Below are 16,534 nucleotides of genomic sequence, written 5' to 3'. Positions count from 1 at the left end.
CGGAAAGGCCCACCACCACATGACCACCACCCATCCGGCGCCCGCCGCCGGCACCGACCGGGCCACCCGGGCCCACCGCGTGCGCGCGGCCGCCTACCGCATGCGCCACCACATCCTCGACATGGGCGAGGCCCAAGGGCAGGGCTACGTGGGCCAGGCGCTCGGCGCCGCCGACGTGCTCGCCGCTGTCTACACCGACCAGCTGCGCCACCGCCCCGACGACCCGCAGTGGGCCGGACGCGACCGGTTCCTGCTCTCCACCGGCCACTACGCCATCGCCCTGTACGCAGCCCTGGCCGAAGCCGGCACCGTGCCCGCCGCCGAACTCGCCACCTACGGGTCCGACGACTCCCGGCTGCCGATGTCGGGCATGGCCAGCTACACGCCCGGCATGGAGATCTCCGGGGGCTCGCTCGGCCACGGCCTCACGGTCGCCGTCGGCATGGCGCTCGGCCTGCGGCTGCGCGGCTCGCAGGCGCGGGTCATCAACTTCCTCTCCGACGGCGAACTCGACGAGGGCTCCACCTGGGAGGCGGCCATGGGCGCCGCCCACCACCGCCTCGGCCACATCACCGCCCTGGTCGACATGAACGCCCTCCAGGCCGACGGCCCCACCCGCCAGGTGCTGGGCACCGAACCCGCCGAGGACAAGTGGACCGCCGCCGGCTGGTTCGCCCAGCGCGTCGACGGCAACGACGCCGACGCGCTCCTGGCCGCCTTCGACACCGTCGCACAGCGCGCCGACCCGCACGGGGCGCCGTCGGTGATCCTGTGCGATACCCGGATCGGCCGGGGCGTGCCGCTCCTCGAAACCCGGGAGAAGGCCCACTTCATGCGGATCGACGCCGACGAATGGCAGCCGTGCCGCGACCAGCTGACCGCCGGCCACCAGGGAGCGCAGGCCCGATGACGACCACCACCACGAGCACGCCCAAGCGCCTGACCACCTCGGCGATGATCGCCTCCTTCGCCGACCCCGGGCAGAAGACCGCGTCCGCCCCGTTCGGGCACGCGCTGGCCGCCCTGGCCGAGACCGACGAGCGCATCGTCGGACTCACCGCCGACCTCGGCAAGTACACCGACATGCACGTCTTCGCCGACGCCCACCCGGAGCGCTTCTTCCAGATGGGCATGGCCGAGCAGCTGCTCTTCGGGGCCGCAGCGGGGATGGCCGAGGTCGGGTTCGTCCCGTTCGCCTCCACCTACAGCGTCTTCGCCGCCCGCCGCGCCTACGACTTCCTCTGCCTGGACATCGCCGAGCCCGGCCTCAACGTCAACATCGTCGGCGGCCTGCCCGGCCTGACCACCGGATACGGGCCGAGCCACCAGGCCACCGAGGACATCGCGATCTTCCGCGGGATGCCCGGCCTGACCATCGTCGACCCGTGCGACTCCGTCGACATCGAGCAGGCGGTGCCCCAGCTGGCCGCGGCCGAGGGGCCGACCTACCTGCGCCTGCTGCGCGGCAAGGTGCCCACCGTGCTCGACGAGTACGACTACGAGTTCCGGCTCGGCAGGGCCGCCGTGCTGCGGGGCGGGGCCGACGTCGTGTTCGTCTCCAGCGGGCTCATGACGATGCGCGCCTTGCAGGCCGCCGAACGGCTCGCCGCGCACCGGGTCGACGCCGCCGTGGTGCACACGCCCACCATCAAGCCGTTCGACGGCGAGACCGTGCTGGCCGAGGTCGACCGCGACCGCCTCGTGGTGACACTGGAGAACCACACCGTGGTCGGCGGGCTGTTCGAGACCGTGGCCTCCGCCATGGTGGCCCGGGGGATCGGGCGCAGGGTCGTGCCCGTCGCCCTGCCGGATGCGTTCCTCGACGCCGGCGCCCTGCCGACCCTGCACGAGCGCTACGGGCTCGCAACGGATTCCATCGTGGACCGGGTCCTCGCCGAACTCGCCTGACCCGCCCGGGGGGAGGGGTGCGGGGACGCCGGCGGAGCAGGGAAGGGCGCCGCCGGCGTCGCCGCACCGGTCACTCGTAGCGGTAGGACAGGTGCCGCCACCAGTCACGGAACATCCAGGCGTCGAACTCGGTGATGGCCGACGCGGAGCCGGCCTTCATGAGGAACGACGACTGGCCGGTGGGGGTCCAGTCGTAGAAGTCGTCCAGCCCGAAGGTGTGGCCGATCTCGTGCAGCAGGATGGTGACGTCCGGGCTGTCAAGGGAGTTCAGGAAGTACTCGGTGCCCATCCGCTGGCCCCAGTCGCCGCCCGCGCCGCCGCCGAAGCCGTCGGTCAGCCACAGCGACTGGTCGTAGTGGCGCTCGGCGCCGCCGGGGTAGTCGCCGTCGGGGTGGAAGAAGCGCCCGCGGTCCTCGGCGCACTGCGGGGCGTCCTCGCGGATGTCGCCGACGTAGATGTCGACGGAATCGTCGGTCCACTCCAGCTGGGAGCGGTCGCGCACCGCCCAGCCGACCACGCGAACGGGGACCTCGGTGTAGGGCCACCCCTCCCAGCCCTGGCCGTTCTCGACCATGTGGTCGAACCACTTCGCGTACTGCTCGGCGTACTTGGCGTGGATGCGGTCGCGCAGCTCGGCACTGACCTGCCGGTCGGAGTCCCAGCGCACGCAGATCTGGAGATAGCCGCCGTTGTCCATGACGTGGTCCCAGCCGTAGTTGCCGAAACCGTAGAGGTCGGGGTAGGTCTCCTCCTGGTGCCGCCAGACCTCGTCGAGGGGCTGCACCAGGTGCTGCGGCGGGTTCCACGCCTGCGCCGCGGGCGGCGCGGCCGGCGCGGGGGCATCGGCGGCCGCGGGGGCGGCCGCGCCGAGGCCGCCGATGGCGAGCGCGGCCGTCATGGCCAGTGCTGCCAGGCGGGAGGCGGGCCGGGATGACAACCTCATGGGGATCCTCCTTCCGCGGCACACACCGGAGGAGCACGCGGCGCGCGCGTGCGCCTGCGGAGGTGTCTGCGCGGTGACGGCCCGGGTGGGGAACCGGACCGGGGGCGGGGTGGTGGGGGAAAGGGCTCCGCGTGGGGGAGCGGAACCATGGGGATGGTAAGCGCTTACCCCGGGATTCTATGCAGCTAAAAGTGATCAAATCAACACCGTGTGCAGTCTCCCGGGTGGGGCCGCCACCGGCCCCGCGCCCCTAAAGCCAGTCGTGTTCGCGCGCGTACCGGGCCGCCTCGTGCCGGGTCCGCGTCTGGGTCTTCTGCATCGCGTTGGACAGGTAGTTGCGCACCGTCCCCTCCGCCAGGTGGAGCCGGCCCGCGATGTCGGCGACCGAGTAGCCGTCGCGGGTCGCGCGCAGCACGTCGATCTCGCGGTCGGTGAGCGGGCAGTCGTCGACCACGGCGAGCGCGGAGACCTCCGGGTCGATCCACCGCCTGCCCGCGTGCAGGCTCGCGATGACCGTGGCGATGTGCGCCGGCTCCGCCGATTTGCTCACGAACCCCTGGACGCCGAGTTTCAGGGCCTTGCGGAGCACCCCGGGCCGGGCGTGGCGGGTCAGCATCAGGATCGCCTGGCCCGGCAGCTCCTTGCGGATCTCGGTGACCGCGCCCAGCCCGTCCACCCCGGGCATCTCCAGGTCGATGACGAGCACATCGGGCCGGTGCTCCAGCGTGGCCTGCGCGGCCTCCGCGCCGTCCCCGGCTTCGGCGAGCACGGTGATCTCCCCTTCGAGGGGGAGCAGCGCGGCCAGCGCCTTGCGGAGCAGCGCCTCGTCGTCGGCCAGCACCACGGTGGTGGTCATCGGGGTTCCTTCCACGTTGTCAGAGGGTGGCGCCGGAGCGGAGGCGCGGGAACGTCGCGGCCGTCAGGAACCGTCCGTTCTGCTGCTCGATCGTCAGTTCGCCCCCTTCGCCGGCCACCCGCTCCCTGAGGGTGGACAGCCCCCTGAGCCGGGGGAGCGCGTCCGTCCCCGCGCCGTCGTTGACGATGGCGATGCCGGACTCCGAGAGGGTGATCCGCACCTGCCCGGCCTCCGCATGCCGCAGGATGTTGGTGGTCGTCTCCCGCAGGATCTGGCCGAGCAGCTCGCCCGCCCGGGTATCGGTGACCTCGGACTCGCGGACGACGTGCACGCTGATCCCCGCGGCGCTGAAGAGGTTCTTGGCGTTCTCCAGCTCCGCCGACAGGTTGAGCCGCCGCTGCGCGTAGGCCAGCTCCTTGGTCTGGGTGATGGTGTCGCCGACCAGGTCGCGCACCTCACGCAGCTCCTCCTCCACCCGGCCGACGTCGCTGCGCAGCAGCTTCTCGGCCAGCGCGATCTTCAGCTTCACCACGTGCAGGGTGTGGCCCTGGATGTCGTGCAGGTCGCTGGCGAACCGGATGCGCTCCCGGGCGACGGCCAGCTCCGCCTCGCGCTGCCGCGACTTCTCCAGCTCATCGGTGAGGCCGGAGACCACATGGTGGAGGGAGGCGAGGACGACGGCCGTCAAAGCGACGGAGCCGGAGACGACGACGCGGATCAGCACCTCGGCAACGTCCCAGCCCCACACCACCAGCCCCGCCGCGAGCACCGCGGCGGCGAAGACGACCAGCCCGGCGAGCACGGCCCGCCGGCGGTGCGGAAACCGGTGGACGGTGACGGTGCCCGCGATGGCGAGGCCGTAGGACGCCGACGGGTTGTCGGCCGCCAGCACCCCGAAGACCCACACGGCCGCGGTGACGACCAGGCACGGCAGAACGACGTGGGAGAAGCGGCGCGCTCCCCCTTGCGAGACGGCCATCAGCCCCGCCACCACGCCCAGGGCCAGGACGGCGACCTGCCACCAGACCTCTGTGTCGATCACCACCAGAAGTGACCCCACAGCGGTGAGCGACGCGTGCACGATGTTGAGGTTGAGCGAGCGCAGCGCCCCCGGTGTGGTCTCGGCGTGCTCGGACGTCATGCATGCCCCTTCCCGGGTCGGCCGTACCGGCCGGAGGCCGGCTGCCGGGTGATCAGACCGGTCCGCGCGGGGCGTGTGTCCGTGCGCGCTTTCCATGATCCAACGGCGGTCCGCCCCAGTATCGCGCCTGCTCCGCACGGCCACCAGTGACACTGCGTCATGCCCGCACCCGCAGGAACGTCACGGCCGGGTGGTGACGCGGCCCCACTGCCGGATGAGCCCGGCGACCGATGGAATTACCGGCATCAGGTTCTCGCCGGCCACCGACGCCGGCCACCGACGAGAGGCGACGACATGGCCCTGCGCGACACGATCACCGAGAACGCCACCACGACCGAGCACATCCGCACCGGCCTGCCGGGCACGCCCGCACACGCACCCCGGGAGGGTGGACGCACCATGATCGACGACGACCGCATCGCCGCCGGCCCCGCCGCCCACCTTGTCGACCGCACCGGCGCGACCACCGCGCCCGAGCCGCCCGTGGACACGAAGAAGGCGCTGCTCGACGGCGTGGGCGGCCCAATGGGGATGGTGTACTCGACGATTCCGGTGGTGGGGTTCGCGGCGGCCGTGCCCTTCGTCGCCCTGCCGGTCGCGATCGGGGTCTCGATCGCCGCCGCCCTGGCGCTGGCGGCGTGGCGGATGTGGCGCGGCGAGCAGTTCATGTCCGCGATGGGCGGCGTGTTCGGCGTGGCCGCGGCCGGGGGGATCTCCGCCTGGACCGGGTCGGCCAACGACTTCTTCCTGATCGGGATCTGGGCGTCCCTGGCGGGCGCCGTGGTCGCGATCGTCTCGCTGGCGGTGCGCCGGCCGCTGACCGGATCCATCTGGAACGCCGTCCACGGCGGCGAACACCCCTGGCGCACCGACCGCCCCACCCTGCGCGCCCACGACCTGGCCACACTCGCGGTGGCCGCCATGTTCACCGCCCGCTTCGGCGTGCAGGAGTGGCTCTACCTCGCCGACTCCACGACCGGCCTCGCGATCGCCGACACCGTGACCGGCTTCCCCCTCACGGCTCTGGCCGCGGTGGTGGTCATCTGGGCCTTCCGCCGCTCCACCAAGCGCCTCGTCAAGAAGACCGACGCCGCGGCAACGCCGCACTGATGCGGCCGTCCGGTGGCGTCGGTCCCACGGTCGAATGACGGCCGAACACAGCGAAGGGCATGTGCCGGATCACTCCGGTACATGCCCTGAACTGGTGGAACATGGTGGGCGATACAGGATTCGAACCTGTGACCTCTACCGTGTCAAGGTAGTCACGGCTCTGAGGTGACCTGCCCCAACGGTCATCCGTGCAGTTCAGGGGATTCCGTCGAGGGACCTTCACGGCGGTTGGGGGACGTTGGGAGGCACCCAGGGCGGTGAGCGCCGCCACGCCGGGGTGGGCGCCGGTGCTCAACATCAGCAGGCCGGCGATGATGGCGACCGACAACGAGGACGACATCATCACGGCCAGGCGCACACTTACCTGGTGCGGGTTGGGGCCGTCCTGGTCGTCGGAATCGCGAGAGGCCGGAGGGTTATGCGATGCCATGAACGCTCCGATCGGTCGGCGAGGAGATGGTGCCAGGGGAGCGCAGGTGGAGAACGTGGCCTCCGCCACCGGGCCGCAGTGCAGGGTCGGCCACGGCCCACGTCCGGCTGACGCGTCCCGGGATGCGAAAGAGCACGGGCGCGTCGTCGGACAACCGTGCCAGCGCGGCGCGCAATTCGCCGACCGTGACAGGGGCTTCGCTGGTAGCCGGGGCGGTCAAGCAAGACGCGCAGACGTAGCCGGCCCAGGCCACAGGGGTGGTGCCGCACATGGCGCACACCGTGTGGGCGCAGCGGGCGCAGGTGTAGGTGTGGTGGTCGGCCCCGGTGGGGGTGCCGAGCTCCAGAGCCAGGGAGCGGCACCCCTCGGCGCAGCGGCGTTTGGGCGTGAGGTTCACGGGTCGTGCCTTTCGGGGTGGGGCGGGCGTCCCGGCGCTCGTGTGCGCCGGGGCCCGCCGCTCAGTGCTGGACGGCGTCGGGGTGGCCGGTGCGGGCGAGCAACTGGCGGGAGAGGTGGCCGATCGCCGTCCTCAACTTGTCCAACGAGGCGCGGGTGTGGCTGCACGTCGAGGCGGCGTAGTCGAGTTCGATCATCGCGCGCAGCCGGCGTTCGTCGACGCTGAACGCCTCGACGAGCGCGAGGACCCTGTCGCGGTCGAGATCGGGTTTCCGCAGGCTTTCGCGGGCGACTTCCAGGTAGTCCAGCGCTCTCGCGGTGATCAGCTCGCCTTCGCGGCCGAGGTGCGCAGTGACCTCGACCAGCAGGTCGTCGATGGCCTGGAGCAGCACCATGCCGCTGTAGCCGCCGGTGTCACCGGGGTCGATCCCGTGCGCGGCGCCAAGCGCAGCATCGCCGGGGCGGGGCGGGCGTCGGCGGGGTGTTGAGAAGGCGACGGCCCATGCCTGGCGCATCAGCTTGTCGGTGTCTCCGAGCAGTTCGTCCAGTTCTTCATCGGTGAGCGGTCGGGGTGTCACAGGGACGTCTCCTTGCGGGTGGGGGCGAGCAGGATCTTGAGCTGGGTGCGGGCGCGGGAGATGCGGGTGCGTACCGCTCCCGCGGTGGTGCCGGTGAGCTGCGCGATCTCGGTGACCGTTCGGCCGTCGGCGAGCAGCGAGAGGGCGTCGCGCTGGCCGTAGGGCAGCTGCTCCATCGCGGCGAGGACCGTGTCGATCTGCTCGCGCATCTCGGCGCGGACGTCGGGGGAAGCGTCGTGGGAGGCGGCGAGCTGGTCGGCCTCGTGCAATTCGACCTGCTGCGTCTTGGGGGTCCGCCGCAGGTAGATCTTGCGGGCGGCACCGCGCAGGTAGGCCTGCATGTGCTGGATGGTGGCCCGCTTCTCCCAGCATGCGGTCAGCGCGAGCTGGGCGCATTCCTCCGCCTCGTGGTAGTCCGCGCCGATCTTGCGCAGGTAGGCGGCGACGGCCGGGAGGTCAGAGGTGGCGAGGAACTCCCACACCACCGCTTCCGGATCCGTCGCGGTGTCGCGGGGGTCGGTGAGGGGTAGAGCGCTGTGATCCGACACGGACAAACACACCTCGTTCTGTTGCGGGGTTCGGCGAAGGATTCCGCCGTGGGGCAGAACGGTCATGCGAGTCGAGACGGATCGTGAACCCCGCAGACCGTTCAGGGTAAGGCGAATGCGCCGCCTTACCCATTAAGACACCAGAACGAGATCGACGTTACTTTTCGCAGGTCATCGGGTTAGATCTCATGATCAATTCACCGCGACGAATTGCGCGTCGAATGGTCATTATTTCCTCGTTATCCTTTTGTGTGAAGTTTTCGCGGCATGCAGTGCCGATGTCCCGCCCGGAATGCCTCGGATCGTCGGGCGACAGTGCGATCGAGCGCGGGATTGTCCCTTGCCGGGTCTGGGGCTGCGACGGCGAGTCCGGAGAGGAACGCGGTCAACCGGGGCTTCGGAGTGGCATTGGTGGGCCGGTGCGCCGGTCGCGGGGCGGGGTCGTACCCCGGCGGGATGTACATGTTGCGGTCCGATGAGTTCGTGGGCTGTGGGTGGCTCGGCCCGTGCGGGCTGCTCTTCCCTGGTCATCCGTCCTGTTCAGGAACGTAGGCGTAGGTGTCGGTGCCGGCGTTGTACTCGTAGGCGGCCCCGTGTTTCCCGGGCAGGCGGATCTTGCCGTCGGCTCCGGTATGGGCGAGCAGCTCCATGTCGGTTCGCTGGGCGCCATCGAGAGGGCCGCCCCACAACACGGGCATGAAGATCTCCTTTTGTTGGCGGAATCAGGTGGTTGCCACCCGCACGAGCGCGGGGTCGATGAGGTCTGTGTCGATGCGCATGAGGATCGCGTCGTGGTCGCTGTGGGGGTTGTGGATCACCTCGTAGTTCAGGAGGGCGGGGACCAGGGGTTCGGTGGCGTGGAACTGGTCGACCCGCAGGAATCCCTCGCGGCCGGTGTGGCGCAGGAGTGCCGCTTCGCCCCGGACGGTCGCCAGGTGCCGGGCCACATCCGTCCACCGGGTGCGCTCCAGGAGTTCGGCCACCGTGCGGTCTGAGCTGAACCGGGTTTCGTAGAGTCGGTTTTCCTTGTTTCAGGCGGCTTCGGGTGCCGTGTCCTGCTGTGCGTGGTTCTGCTCATACTCGGCGGGAGGCGCGTATCCCAGCGCCGAGTGCAGGCGCTCGGTGTTGTACCAGCCCACCCAGGCCACGAGCGCGCGTTCGACCTGCTCGCGGGTGGCCCGCGGCCCGTGGCACTCGATCAGTTCGGCCTTGAACGTGCCGTTGAGCGCCTCGGCCATCGCGTTGTCGTAGGAATCGGCGACCGAGCCGACCGACCGGGCGATCCCGGCCTGCTCCAGCCGTTCGCTGTAGCGCAGCGACAGGTACTGCGACCCCCGGTCGGAGTGGTGCACCAAACCGGAGCCGCCGTGTATCCCGCGGGCCCACAGCGCCTGCTCCAGCGCGTCCAGCACCAGCTCGGTGCGCATGTGGGAGGCCGCCTGCCAGCCCACGACCATCCGCGAGTACACGTCCAGCACGAAGGCGACGTAGACCCAGCCCGACCAGGTGCGCACATAGGTCATGTCCGCCACCCACAGCCGGTTGGGGCGATCGGCGGCGAAGCGGCGCTCCACCAGGTCGGGCGGGCGCACCGCCGAGGACTCGGGGACGGTGGTGCGGCGGCGCTGCCCGCGGATCACCCCTTCGATCCCGGCCGTGCGCATCAGCCGCTCCACCGTGCACCGCGCCGCGTCGATGCCCTCGCGGCGAAGCTGGTGGTGGACGCGCCGCACACCGTAGGCGCCACCCGATGCGCCGTGGATCCGGGTGATATGCCCTGCCAGTTCGGTATCGCGCCTGCTGCGGGCCGAGGGCGGGCGCTTGCGGCGGGCGTAGTAGGCCGACTCCGACAGATCGAGTTCCCGGCAGACGGGCCCGACCCCGAAGTCGTCGCGGAGGTGGGTGATCACCGCGTCGGCCTCGTCCGGGGCTGGTCGAGCTCCTTGGCGAAAAACGCGCTCGCCGCTTTGAGGATGTCGTTGGCCCTGCGTAGTTCGGCGTTCTCCTTGCGGAGCCGTTTGAGCTCGTCCTTCTCCTGGGTGGTGAGGCGGTCGGTGCGCTCGCCGGCGTCGGCTTCGGCCTGGCGGATCCAGTTGCGCAGGGCTTCGGGGTGGATACCGAGGTCGCGGGCTACATGGGCGATAGGGCGGCCCGAAGAGCGGGCCTCGCGCACGGCGCGCTCACGGAGTTCCTCGGGGTACTTGCGTGGTGCTGACATGGTCGGGTGAATCTCCAATCACCTGAGGATAACCCCAGGTCAGAGGGACTCTACGAAACCAAGGACAGCTCAGTGACCGTCCACACCCAGCAGAGCCCGACCAAGCCCGTCGTGGTCACCGAATCGGGACGTCGCCCCGACGACCCCACCGCCTACCGCCACCTGCTGGCGCCGATCCGGGAAGTCTGACCCGCTGGTGGGGGCCGACCGGGACAGCGGTCGGCCCCCACCCTTCCCCAGTCCGCTCGCCCCTCAGGAGGCGCCGCCATGTCCAAACCCCGAAACAGAAAGAACCCGCGGTCACCATCGCCTACCGTCGAGGCGCGCGTTCAGGCCATCGCCGAAGCCGTCGATACCGCATGGCACCGCGCCCACGGCTACGGAGACCTCGAAGTCCCGGCATCCGTCGTCGCCGGCCTCTCGCTCCTCGCACCCCCACACAGCGACCGCGCCGCCGTCGCCGACGAGATCACCGGCCTCGACACCGACCAGTTCGCCACGTTCATGCGCCAGCAGTGGCAGGTGTTCATCAACATCCGCCCGGACCTGATCACGCCTGCGTGGCCACTCATCTCCGTCTGGCACGGCGCCGACCCCATCAGCGACACCACCCTGGACGCAGCACCGGCCGTCGCCCATGCCGCCCTGCGCGCCGGACAGTTCCACGTGACCGGCATCCGCGAGGCCCGTTGGGACGTCGACCTGTTCGGGGTACTGCTCCAGCGCATGCGCAGCAGCAACGCCGCATCCGCGCACGGCCAGTTCTACACACCAGCCCCCATGTCCGAAGCGATGGCCACCCTGCTCGACATCCCCGACGGCGCGCGGGTGTACGAGCCCAGCGTGGGAACGGGCGGGATGCTGCGCGCCGCCGCGCAGGCCATGCGCGCCCACGGCCGCGACCCGGCATCGGCGACCTGGTTCGCCAACGACATCGACGACGTGGCGGTGGCCTGCTTGGCAGTCAATGTCGTGCTGTGGGAGCTGGGAAACAAGGTCGTGATCGCCGTCGCCAACAGCCTCACCGACGACTGGATGGACCGCGCACTCGCCCAGCGGAACGAAGTCCTCGGCATCGCCCACGACGTGCGCCAAGTCCGCGAGATGCAGCGCCTCCTCGGCCTCGTCCAGGCACTCACCGAGCCGGCCGACGACGAACAGCAGAGCCCGAGCAGGGCGGGCGACGACGCCGCGTGACCCGTGTTCGAGCCCCGAACAGCTGAGCGGGACCGGTCGGACAGGACCGGCCCCGCAGAACACCTGCTCCCCAGTCCCTCACAAGACCGAAAAGGAAGAGGCAACGCCCAGCGTAACGACGTGCGTCGCGATGCCGATAGGGTCCTCCGCCCACCAGGTGACGGCGCTGATGAGCCCCCGTCAGCTCGCCCCTTCGGAGTAGGCCCGTCGGCGGGCGCGCGGATGCCGAATGCCGTCGGGGCCGGCGAACGCGCTCGCGAGAAGCGGGACGCCGGCCACCAAGCTCCCCGGATATACAGAGAGCCGACCAGGCAAGCCTGGCCGGCTCTCAGACCCTTCTCGTGTGCCAAGCGACCAAGCAAGACATATGAAACAGGGCCAAGACCCACGATAGCGCGCGTCGGCCTCGGCGTCGCGAATTCCTCTACCGGGCCTGCCCCGACGACCGCCCGATCCTCGCCCTCGCGCTGTAAGCGGGTGAGCCCGCCCGTCCACGTGCGCGAGTCGGTGCGGTGCGCTACCGGGTCCAGTGTGCGGTGCGGGTCAGGACCGCGGCGGTGCGCAGGAGCAGGGTGGCGGTGGGCGTCAGGTGGTCGCGGCGCCATACGAGATCGAGGTCGAGTGTGGACAGCCCGGGGCCAGTCAGAGGGACAGCGCAGACGTCGGCCGAGGCCAGGCTCTGGGCCATGGAGGCTGGGGCGAGGGTGAAGCTCGCGCCATCGTCCAGGCGCAGGTGGCGCAGGCCGGGGACGGGATCTTCCCAGTAGGTGAAGGTCTCACCGGTCCGGTCCAGCGCGGCGCGGAGGAGGGCATAGTGGGCGGGCGCGAGGCGGGGCGAATAGAAGCGGAAGGTCTGGCCGGCGAAGTCCCGCAGGGTCGCGGAGGCGCGGCCGGCGAAGGGGTGGCGGGAGCCGACCAGTGCGCACAACGCCTCCCGGCGCAGCGGCTGGCGGGCGTAGCCGGGGCGCTCAGGCAGGGTGTGGGAGAGCGCCAGGTCCACCGCACCGTCGGCGAGCGCGGCCTCCAGGTCCGGCGACCACCCCTCCCGGGCTTCGACCTGGAGACGGGGGTGGCGCTCGCGGGCCGCGGCGATGAGCCGGGGCAGGGTGTCGTAGGCAGCGGAGAGCACATAGCCCACACGCACGGTACCCAGCTCCCCGCGCCCGGCGAGCACCGTCCGCTCCATGAGCCGGTCGGTGCGGGTGAGGATCTCCCGGGCGCCCTTGACGAAGACCGCGCCGGCGTCGGTGAGCCGGACCGGCCGGCGTTCGAAGAGCGGGGCACCGAGGCGGTGTTCGAGGTCGCGGATCTGGCGGCTGAGCGGCGGCTGCGCCATGTGCAGGCGCCGCGCGGCCTCGCTGAAGCTCTCCTCCTCGGCGACGGCGATCACGTAGCGCATCAGCCGCAGATCGATGTCCATACCCTCAAGGTATCGCCCAGCATCTTTTCGATCTTCGACACCGGCCCGGGGACGCGTCGACAATCAAGGCCGTGACCACCTCTTTCTCTTCAACCCCCCGGCGCCGCCGGCTCGTGCTGGTGATCTGCTGCCTGAGCCTGTTCATGGTCAGCCTCGACACCACCATCCTCCACATCGCCCTGCCCGCGCTCCAGCAGGACCTGGGGGCGTCGCTGTCCGGTCTGCAATGGACGATCGACGCCTACACCCTGGTGCTGGCCTCGCTGCTGATACTGGCCGGATCGATGGCCGACCGGTTCGGGCGCCGCCGCGTGTTCATGGCCGGGCTGGTCGTCTTCACCGCCGGCTCCGCACTGTGCTCGGTCGCACCCAGCCTGGAGACCCTGGTCGTGTTCCGGATGGTGCAGGCCGTCGGCGGCTCCATGCTCAACCCGGTCGCCATGTCGATCATCACCCACACCTTCACCGACCACAGCCAACGCGCCCGCGCCCTGGGCATCTGGGGATCGGCGGTGGGCCTGTCCATGGCAGCCGGCCCCCTCCTGGGCGGGCTGCTCGTGGACGGTGCAGGGTGGCGCTCGATCTTCTGGCTCAACCTGCCCGTCGGCCTGGCCGCCCTGCTGCTGACGCAGGCGTTCGTGCCCGAGTCCCGCGCCGAGGCGGCCCGGCGCCCCGACCCCGTCGGCCAGGTCCTCATCATCGCCCTGCTGGCCGTCCTCACCTCCGCGGTCATTCAGGCCCCCGAACACGGCTGGACCTCTCCCACCACAGTGCTCATGGCGGGACTGGCGCTGGCCGTGGCCGCTGTTCTGGTGGCCTATGAACTGCGGCGAGCCGAGCCGCTGATCGAGCTGCGGTTGTTCGGCTCCATCTCCTTCGCCGGGGCCTGTCTCAACGCCCTGGCCAGTTTCGCCACCCTGGGCGGCTTCCTGTTCCTGACCACCCTCTACCTCCAGAACGTGCGCCACCTCAGTGCCGTGCACGCCGGCCTGTGGCTGCTGCCGATGGCCGTCATGACCTTCCTGAGCGCCCCGGTGTCGGGGCGCCTGGTCGCCCGGTTCGGCCCGCGCCTTCCCCTGCTGGTCGCCGGCTGCGCGATCACCGCCAGCGGCACGCTGTTCGCCGCCTTCGACGGCCAGACCGGCACCTGGTCACTGGTCCTGGGCTGCGCCCTGTTCGGGCTCGGCTTCGGGTTCGTCAACGCCCCCGTCACCACCGCGACGGTGTCCGCCATGCCCGTCTCCCAGGCCGGCGTCGCTTCCTCGCTCGCCTCCACCTTCCGTCAGATGGGCAGCGCCCTCGGCGTCGCCGTGATCGGCGCTGTCCTCGCCTCCGGCATCGATGCCGGAGCTTTTGCAGCGACCTATACCGCTGCCGCCCGCCCGGCGTGGTGGATCATCGCCGGATGCGGGCTGAGCGTGCTCATCGTCGGGCAACTCACCACCACCCGCCGCACCCAGGGCACCGCACGACCGGCCATCGAGCACACTCATCTGCCCCGGGGGGTTACCGACATTCCTGGGCGCGATCCACTGACATCTCGATGACCGCCAAACGCTTCTCGGTGCACAACTGGGCTCCGGATGTCCCTCTGGGGGCGTCGGTTCCCTATGCGGGCCGGACCGCGCCCATGAAGCGGGGGCTGTACGTCTGGCTCTGGACGGGCTCGGTGCGGACGGTGTTGCCGGTCGATGGGGCGTTGATCATTTGGCCGTTGCCGATGTACACGGTGACGTGGGTGGGGGCGGCGCCGGGGGCGCCGAGGTCGCTGGTGTCGTAGAAGAGCAGGTCGCCGGGTTGGATCTGGTCGAGGGGGATGCGTTGGCCGGCTTGGTACTGGTCGGTGGTGACGCGGGGGAGGGGGACTCCGGCGGCGGCCCAGGCCTGCATGGTGAGGCCGGAGCAGTCGAAGCCGTCAGGGCCGATCCCGCCCCACACGTACGGTTTGCCGATCTGCTGGAGCGCCCATTCGACCGCGGCCCGACCCTGTTCACTGCCTGCGCCGCCGTCGGTGACGGGTGGGAGGTCGTCGAAGGTGTCGATGGCAATGAGGACGTCGTCGACGTAGGTCTGGGACCGGTTGTAGCGGAACGGGGCGTCGGAGAGCTGGTCGCGGTCGGTGAAGTCGGCGCCGTCCGAGCCGGCTCCGAGGCAGAGGTGGCGTGCCGTGCTCACGGCGGAGTCGTAGGCGTTGTGGGGGTCCGCGATCCCGTCGCCGTTGCCGTCGGTCCCGTAGATCTTCCAGGTGGCGGGCAGATGCTGGCCGGGGCCAACAGCGCGGTCGAACTCGGTGTCGCCGTCCCACCTGCCGCCGTCACTGTCGTAAACCGGGGTGGTGTTGCCGCCGGTACCGCTGCCGTCCAGGCGGAGGCCGATGACCGGCGGGTCGACGTCGCCGTTGAGCGTGATCTCGTGCCCGGCGAGGAGGTTCGATTCGATCTTGCCGATTCCGGCGAGGATCTGCCAGCGCATGCCGGGGCACTGGGGTTCTGCCTCTCCCAGTGCCCCGGCCGCGCGCACGTAGGCGTCCAGCAGGACGTCGGGGACGCCTTCCACGTGCGCGGGCGCCGACTGTGTGCCGCCGTCGTCCAGGACGGCGGTGAACGCGGAGAAGGCGAGGCCGACCGCGAGCGGGACGCCCGCGATGGCGGCCAGGCAGCCGGTGCTAGGCACCGCCGGCCTCGTCCCATCCGGGCAGGAACGGCTGCTGTCCGCCGTCGTCGAGCAGGTCGACCATGCGGCGCGGCACGGAGCCGTCCAGCGGCGTCCACACCTTCTCGGCGGGGTGGGCGCCGTGCACGGGGGTGGCGGCGGGGACCGGCGGGTGGGTGATGCGGTGGCGCAGGTTCGCCTCACGCGCCGCGGAGGGCAGCCAGAACAGGACCACGCCGCGCTGGCCGGTGATGCGGGCGAGTTCGTGGTAGGCGTCGAGCTTGGCGATCAGACGGCGCAGGGGTTCGGTGCCGGTGTCGTAGAGACGGCGCTGGCGTCGATCCGGGGACGCTCATCTCGGGGCGCGTGAAGATTCTGCGTACGCAACGGGACCCGCCGCGGATGCGCGGCGGGTCCCGTTGGCTCTGGGGGTCTCTCGTGTTCACGGCAGGGCCGGACGGCCGTGGCCGTGTGTCCCTGCCCTCCGTTCCTCGCTCGGGCGGGGACATGCGCGGATCAGGACCAGTGCAGGTAGAAGTACACGCCCCGGCCGTCGGGCAGTCGGCCCCACTCGTTGGTGAACGCCTCGACGAGCGCGGTCGTATACCCCTGCTGGCCGGTGTCGGGCGACGGCGCGCCGACGCTGGCGGGCTCTACTGCGGCACGGCACTCGACGTAGAGCCAGGAACCCCCCAGCGACACCGACAGATCAGCCGCACCGGCGCGGACTACGGCGCTGGTGGCGACCTCCGACAGGCACAGCACAGCGGCGGCGGCCGTGTCCTCGGGGATACCGGAGCGGATGGGCAGCAATGCTGTCAGCCATGCGCGTGCGTCGGCGATCTCGGATTCGCCCCGGAATCGCCGATCGCTCGTGCGGACCTTGGGGGCCTGGACCACCATCACGCCCCCACCCGGGATGCGGTCTTCCTGTGTTTGGCGGCTACCGGGGCGGTACCCGGCCGGTTGCGGACTCTGGTCCCGGTGTGCGGGGGCCACACGGCCCGGCAGATCACCCTCAATGGGGCGATAAAGTCCATGACGTCATCAGCTCCGATCTGGTGGCCGTGCCCCGGGCGATCTGCGGTCGTCGCGGGGCGCCGAGTTTTCCCGGCGCATGCCAGCTTCCTCGTGCCT

The 16,534-nt window shown here is 70.8% G+C and carries 17 protein-coding genes; 5 read left to right on the top strand and 12 right to left on the bottom strand.

What is annotated here, in order from left to right; genetic code table 11:
* Window positions 1-19 precede the first annotated feature (19 nt).
* Both ACFOVU_RS23415 and ACFOVU_RS23410 read left to right on the top strand, forming a co-directional pair.
* On the top strand, window positions 20-910 hold the full coding sequence (locus ACFOVU_RS23415) for a transketolase (protein ID WP_378537019.1): 891 nt from the start codon (window positions 20-22) through the stop codon (window positions 908-910).
* Window positions 907-1,908, top strand: coding sequence for a transketolase family protein (locus ACFOVU_RS23410; protein ID WP_378537018.1), 1,002 nt, complete (start codon window positions 907-909; stop codon window positions 1,906-1,908). Before ACFOVU_RS23415 ends, ACFOVU_RS23410 begins: the two co-directional genes overlap by 4 nt.
* A gap of 70 nt (window positions 1,909-1,978) precedes the next feature.
* Here ACFOVU_RS23410 and ACFOVU_RS23405 read toward each other — a convergent pair whose 3' ends face one another.
* From ACFOVU_RS23405 to ACFOVU_RS23395, 3 genes are all read right to left on the bottom strand, one after another.
* Entirely contained in the window at window positions 1,979-2,851 is an 873-nt protein-coding gene (locus ACFOVU_RS23405) for a hypothetical protein (protein ID WP_378537016.1), read from the bottom strand.
* 250 nt (window positions 2,852-3,101) lie between these two features.
* A complete protein-coding gene (locus tag ACFOVU_RS23400; RefSeq protein WP_378537015.1) occupies window positions 3,102-3,707 on the bottom strand; it encodes a response regulator in 606 nt (201 codons plus the stop codon).
* Window positions 3,708-3,726: 19 nt separating this feature from the next.
* Window positions 3,727-4,848 (bottom strand): sensor histidine kinase, encoded by a 1,122-nt coding sequence (locus ACFOVU_RS23395; protein ID WP_378537013.1) that lies wholly within the window; start codon window positions 4,846-4,848, stop codon window positions 3,727-3,729.
* A 294-nt stretch (window positions 4,849-5,142) separates the two neighbouring features.
* On the opposite strand from ACFOVU_RS23395, the gene ACFOVU_RS23390 reads away from it, so the two are divergent.
* Window positions 5,143-5,958: a DUF3159 domain-containing protein gene (locus tag ACFOVU_RS23390; RefSeq protein ID WP_378537012.1), complete on the top strand. Its 816-nt coding sequence runs from the start codon at window positions 5,143-5,145 to the stop codon at window positions 5,956-5,958.
* Window positions 5,959-6,846: 888 nt separating this feature from the next.
* Here ACFOVU_RS23390 and ACFOVU_RS23385 read toward each other — a convergent pair.
* The 5 genes from ACFOVU_RS23385 to ACFOVU_RS23365 form a co-directional block, all read right to left on the bottom strand.
* Complete coding sequence (locus tag ACFOVU_RS23385; protein ID WP_378537011.1) at window positions 6,847-7,362, bottom strand: hypothetical protein; 516 nt, start codon at window positions 7,360-7,362, stop codon at window positions 6,847-6,849.
* A complete protein-coding gene (locus ACFOVU_RS23380) occupies window positions 7,359-7,910 on the bottom strand; it encodes an RNA polymerase sigma factor (protein ID WP_378537009.1) in 552 nt (183 codons plus the stop codon). The genes ACFOVU_RS23385 and ACFOVU_RS23380 overlap by 4 nt, the downstream gene beginning before the upstream one ends.
* A gap of 527 nt (window positions 7,911-8,437) precedes the next feature.
* Entirely contained in the window at window positions 8,438-8,608 is a 171-nt protein-coding gene (locus ACFOVU_RS23375; protein ID WP_378537008.1) for a hypothetical protein, read from the bottom strand.
* A gap of 24 nt (window positions 8,609-8,632) precedes the next feature.
* On the bottom strand, window positions 8,633-8,893 hold the full coding sequence (locus tag ACFOVU_RS23370; protein WP_378537007.1) for a hypothetical protein: 261 nt from the start codon (window positions 8,891-8,893) through the stop codon (window positions 8,633-8,635).
* 48 nt (window positions 8,894-8,941) lie between these two features.
* Window positions 8,942-10,128, bottom strand: a protein-coding gene (locus ACFOVU_RS23365) for an IS3 family transposase (protein WP_378537005.1) whose coding sequence is annotated in 2 segments (ribosomal slippage) — window positions 8,942-9,861 and window positions 9,861-10,128 — 1,188 coding nt in all. Because the reading frame shifts where the segments join, the coding sequence is not laid out codon by codon here.
* Window positions 10,129-10,395: 267 nt separating this feature from the next.
* Here ACFOVU_RS23365 and ACFOVU_RS23360 point away from each other — a divergent pair.
* Complete coding sequence (locus tag ACFOVU_RS23360) at window positions 10,396-11,325, top strand: N-6 DNA methylase (protein WP_378537004.1); 930 nt, start codon at window positions 10,396-10,398, stop codon at window positions 11,323-11,325.
* Window positions 11,326-11,842: 517 nt separating this feature from the next.
* On the opposite strand, the gene ACFOVU_RS23355 is transcribed toward ACFOVU_RS23360, so the two are convergent.
* On the bottom strand, window positions 11,843-12,745 hold the full coding sequence (locus tag ACFOVU_RS23355; RefSeq protein ID WP_378537003.1) for a LysR family transcriptional regulator: 903 nt from the start codon (window positions 12,743-12,745) through the stop codon (window positions 11,843-11,845).
* 71 nt (window positions 12,746-12,816) lie between these two features.
* Between ACFOVU_RS23355 and ACFOVU_RS23350 the strand changes: the two genes are divergently transcribed.
* Window positions 12,817-14,292, top strand: a complete 1,476-nt coding sequence (locus ACFOVU_RS23350) for an MFS transporter (RefSeq protein WP_378537001.1) — start codon at window positions 12,817-12,819, stop codon at window positions 14,290-14,292.
* A gap of 61 nt (window positions 14,293-14,353) precedes the next feature.
* On the opposite strand, the gene ACFOVU_RS23345 is transcribed toward ACFOVU_RS23350, so the two are convergent.
* The 3 genes from ACFOVU_RS23345 to ACFOVU_RS23335 all read right to left on the bottom strand — a co-directional run bounded on the left by ACFOVU_RS23345 (window position 14,354) and on the right by ACFOVU_RS23335 (window position 16,303).
* Window positions 14,354-15,418, bottom strand: coding sequence for a C40 family peptidase (locus ACFOVU_RS23345; RefSeq protein ID WP_378537000.1), 1,065 nt, complete (start codon window positions 15,416-15,418; stop codon window positions 14,354-14,356).
* Window positions 15,411-15,632: a hypothetical protein gene (locus ACFOVU_RS23340; RefSeq protein ID WP_378536998.1), complete on the bottom strand. Its 222-nt coding sequence runs from the start codon at window positions 15,630-15,632 to the stop codon at window positions 15,411-15,413. The genes ACFOVU_RS23345 and ACFOVU_RS23340 overlap by 8 nt, the downstream gene beginning before the upstream one ends.
* A 281-nt stretch (window positions 15,633-15,913) precedes the next feature.
* The gene (locus ACFOVU_RS23335) at window positions 15,914-16,303 is read right to left on the bottom strand and encodes a hypothetical protein (protein WP_378536997.1); all 390 of its coding nucleotides are present in this window, start codon (window positions 16,301-16,303) and stop codon (window positions 15,914-15,916) included.
* Window positions 16,304-16,534 lie beyond the last annotated feature (231 nt).

The sequence above is a fragment of the Nocardiopsis sediminis genome (assembly GCF_042650565.1).
Taxonomy (GTDB): domain Bacteria; phylum Actinomycetota; class Actinomycetes; order Streptosporangiales; family Streptosporangiaceae; genus Nocardiopsis_B; species Nocardiopsis_B sediminis.
Note: the sequence above shows the minus strand (reverse complement) of the source record. Positions and strands in the feature narration are given on the sequence as shown.

Bases quoted from the DNA above. Each gene is read 5' to 3' on its own strand.
- ACFOVU_RS23360 (WP_378537004.1), top strand. From the start codon at position 10,396: ATGTCCAAACCCCGAAACAGAAAGAACCCGCGGTCACCATCGCCTACC.
- ACFOVU_RS23410 (WP_378537018.1), top strand. From the start codon at position 907: ATGACGACCACCACCACGAGCACGCCCAAGCGCCTGACCACCTCGGCG.
- ACFOVU_RS23415 (WP_378537019.1), top strand. From the start codon at position 20: ATGACCACCACCCATCCGGCGCCCGCCGCCGGCACCGACCGGGCCACC.
- ACFOVU_RS23355 (WP_378537003.1), bottom strand. From the start codon at position 12,745: ATGGACATCGATCTGCGGCTGATGCGCTACGTGATCGCCGTCGCCGAG.
- ACFOVU_RS23395 (WP_378537013.1), bottom strand. From the start codon at position 4,848: ATGACGTCCGAGCACGCCGAGACCACACCGGGGGCGCTGCGCTCGCTC.
- ACFOVU_RS23405 (WP_378537016.1), bottom strand. From the start codon at position 2,851: ATGAGGTTGTCATCCCGGCCCGCCTCCCGCCTGGCAGCACTGGCCATG.
- ACFOVU_RS23390 (WP_378537012.1), top strand. From the start codon at position 5,143: ATGGCCCTGCGCGACACGATCACCGAGAACGCCACCACGACCGAGCAC.
- ACFOVU_RS23375 (WP_378537008.1), bottom strand. From the start codon at position 8,608: ATGCCCGTGTTGTGGGGCGGCCCTCTCGATGGCGCCCAGCGAACCGAC.
- ACFOVU_RS23400 (WP_378537015.1), bottom strand. From the start codon at position 3,707: ATGACCACCACCGTGGTGCTGGCCGACGACGAGGCGCTGCTCCGCAAG.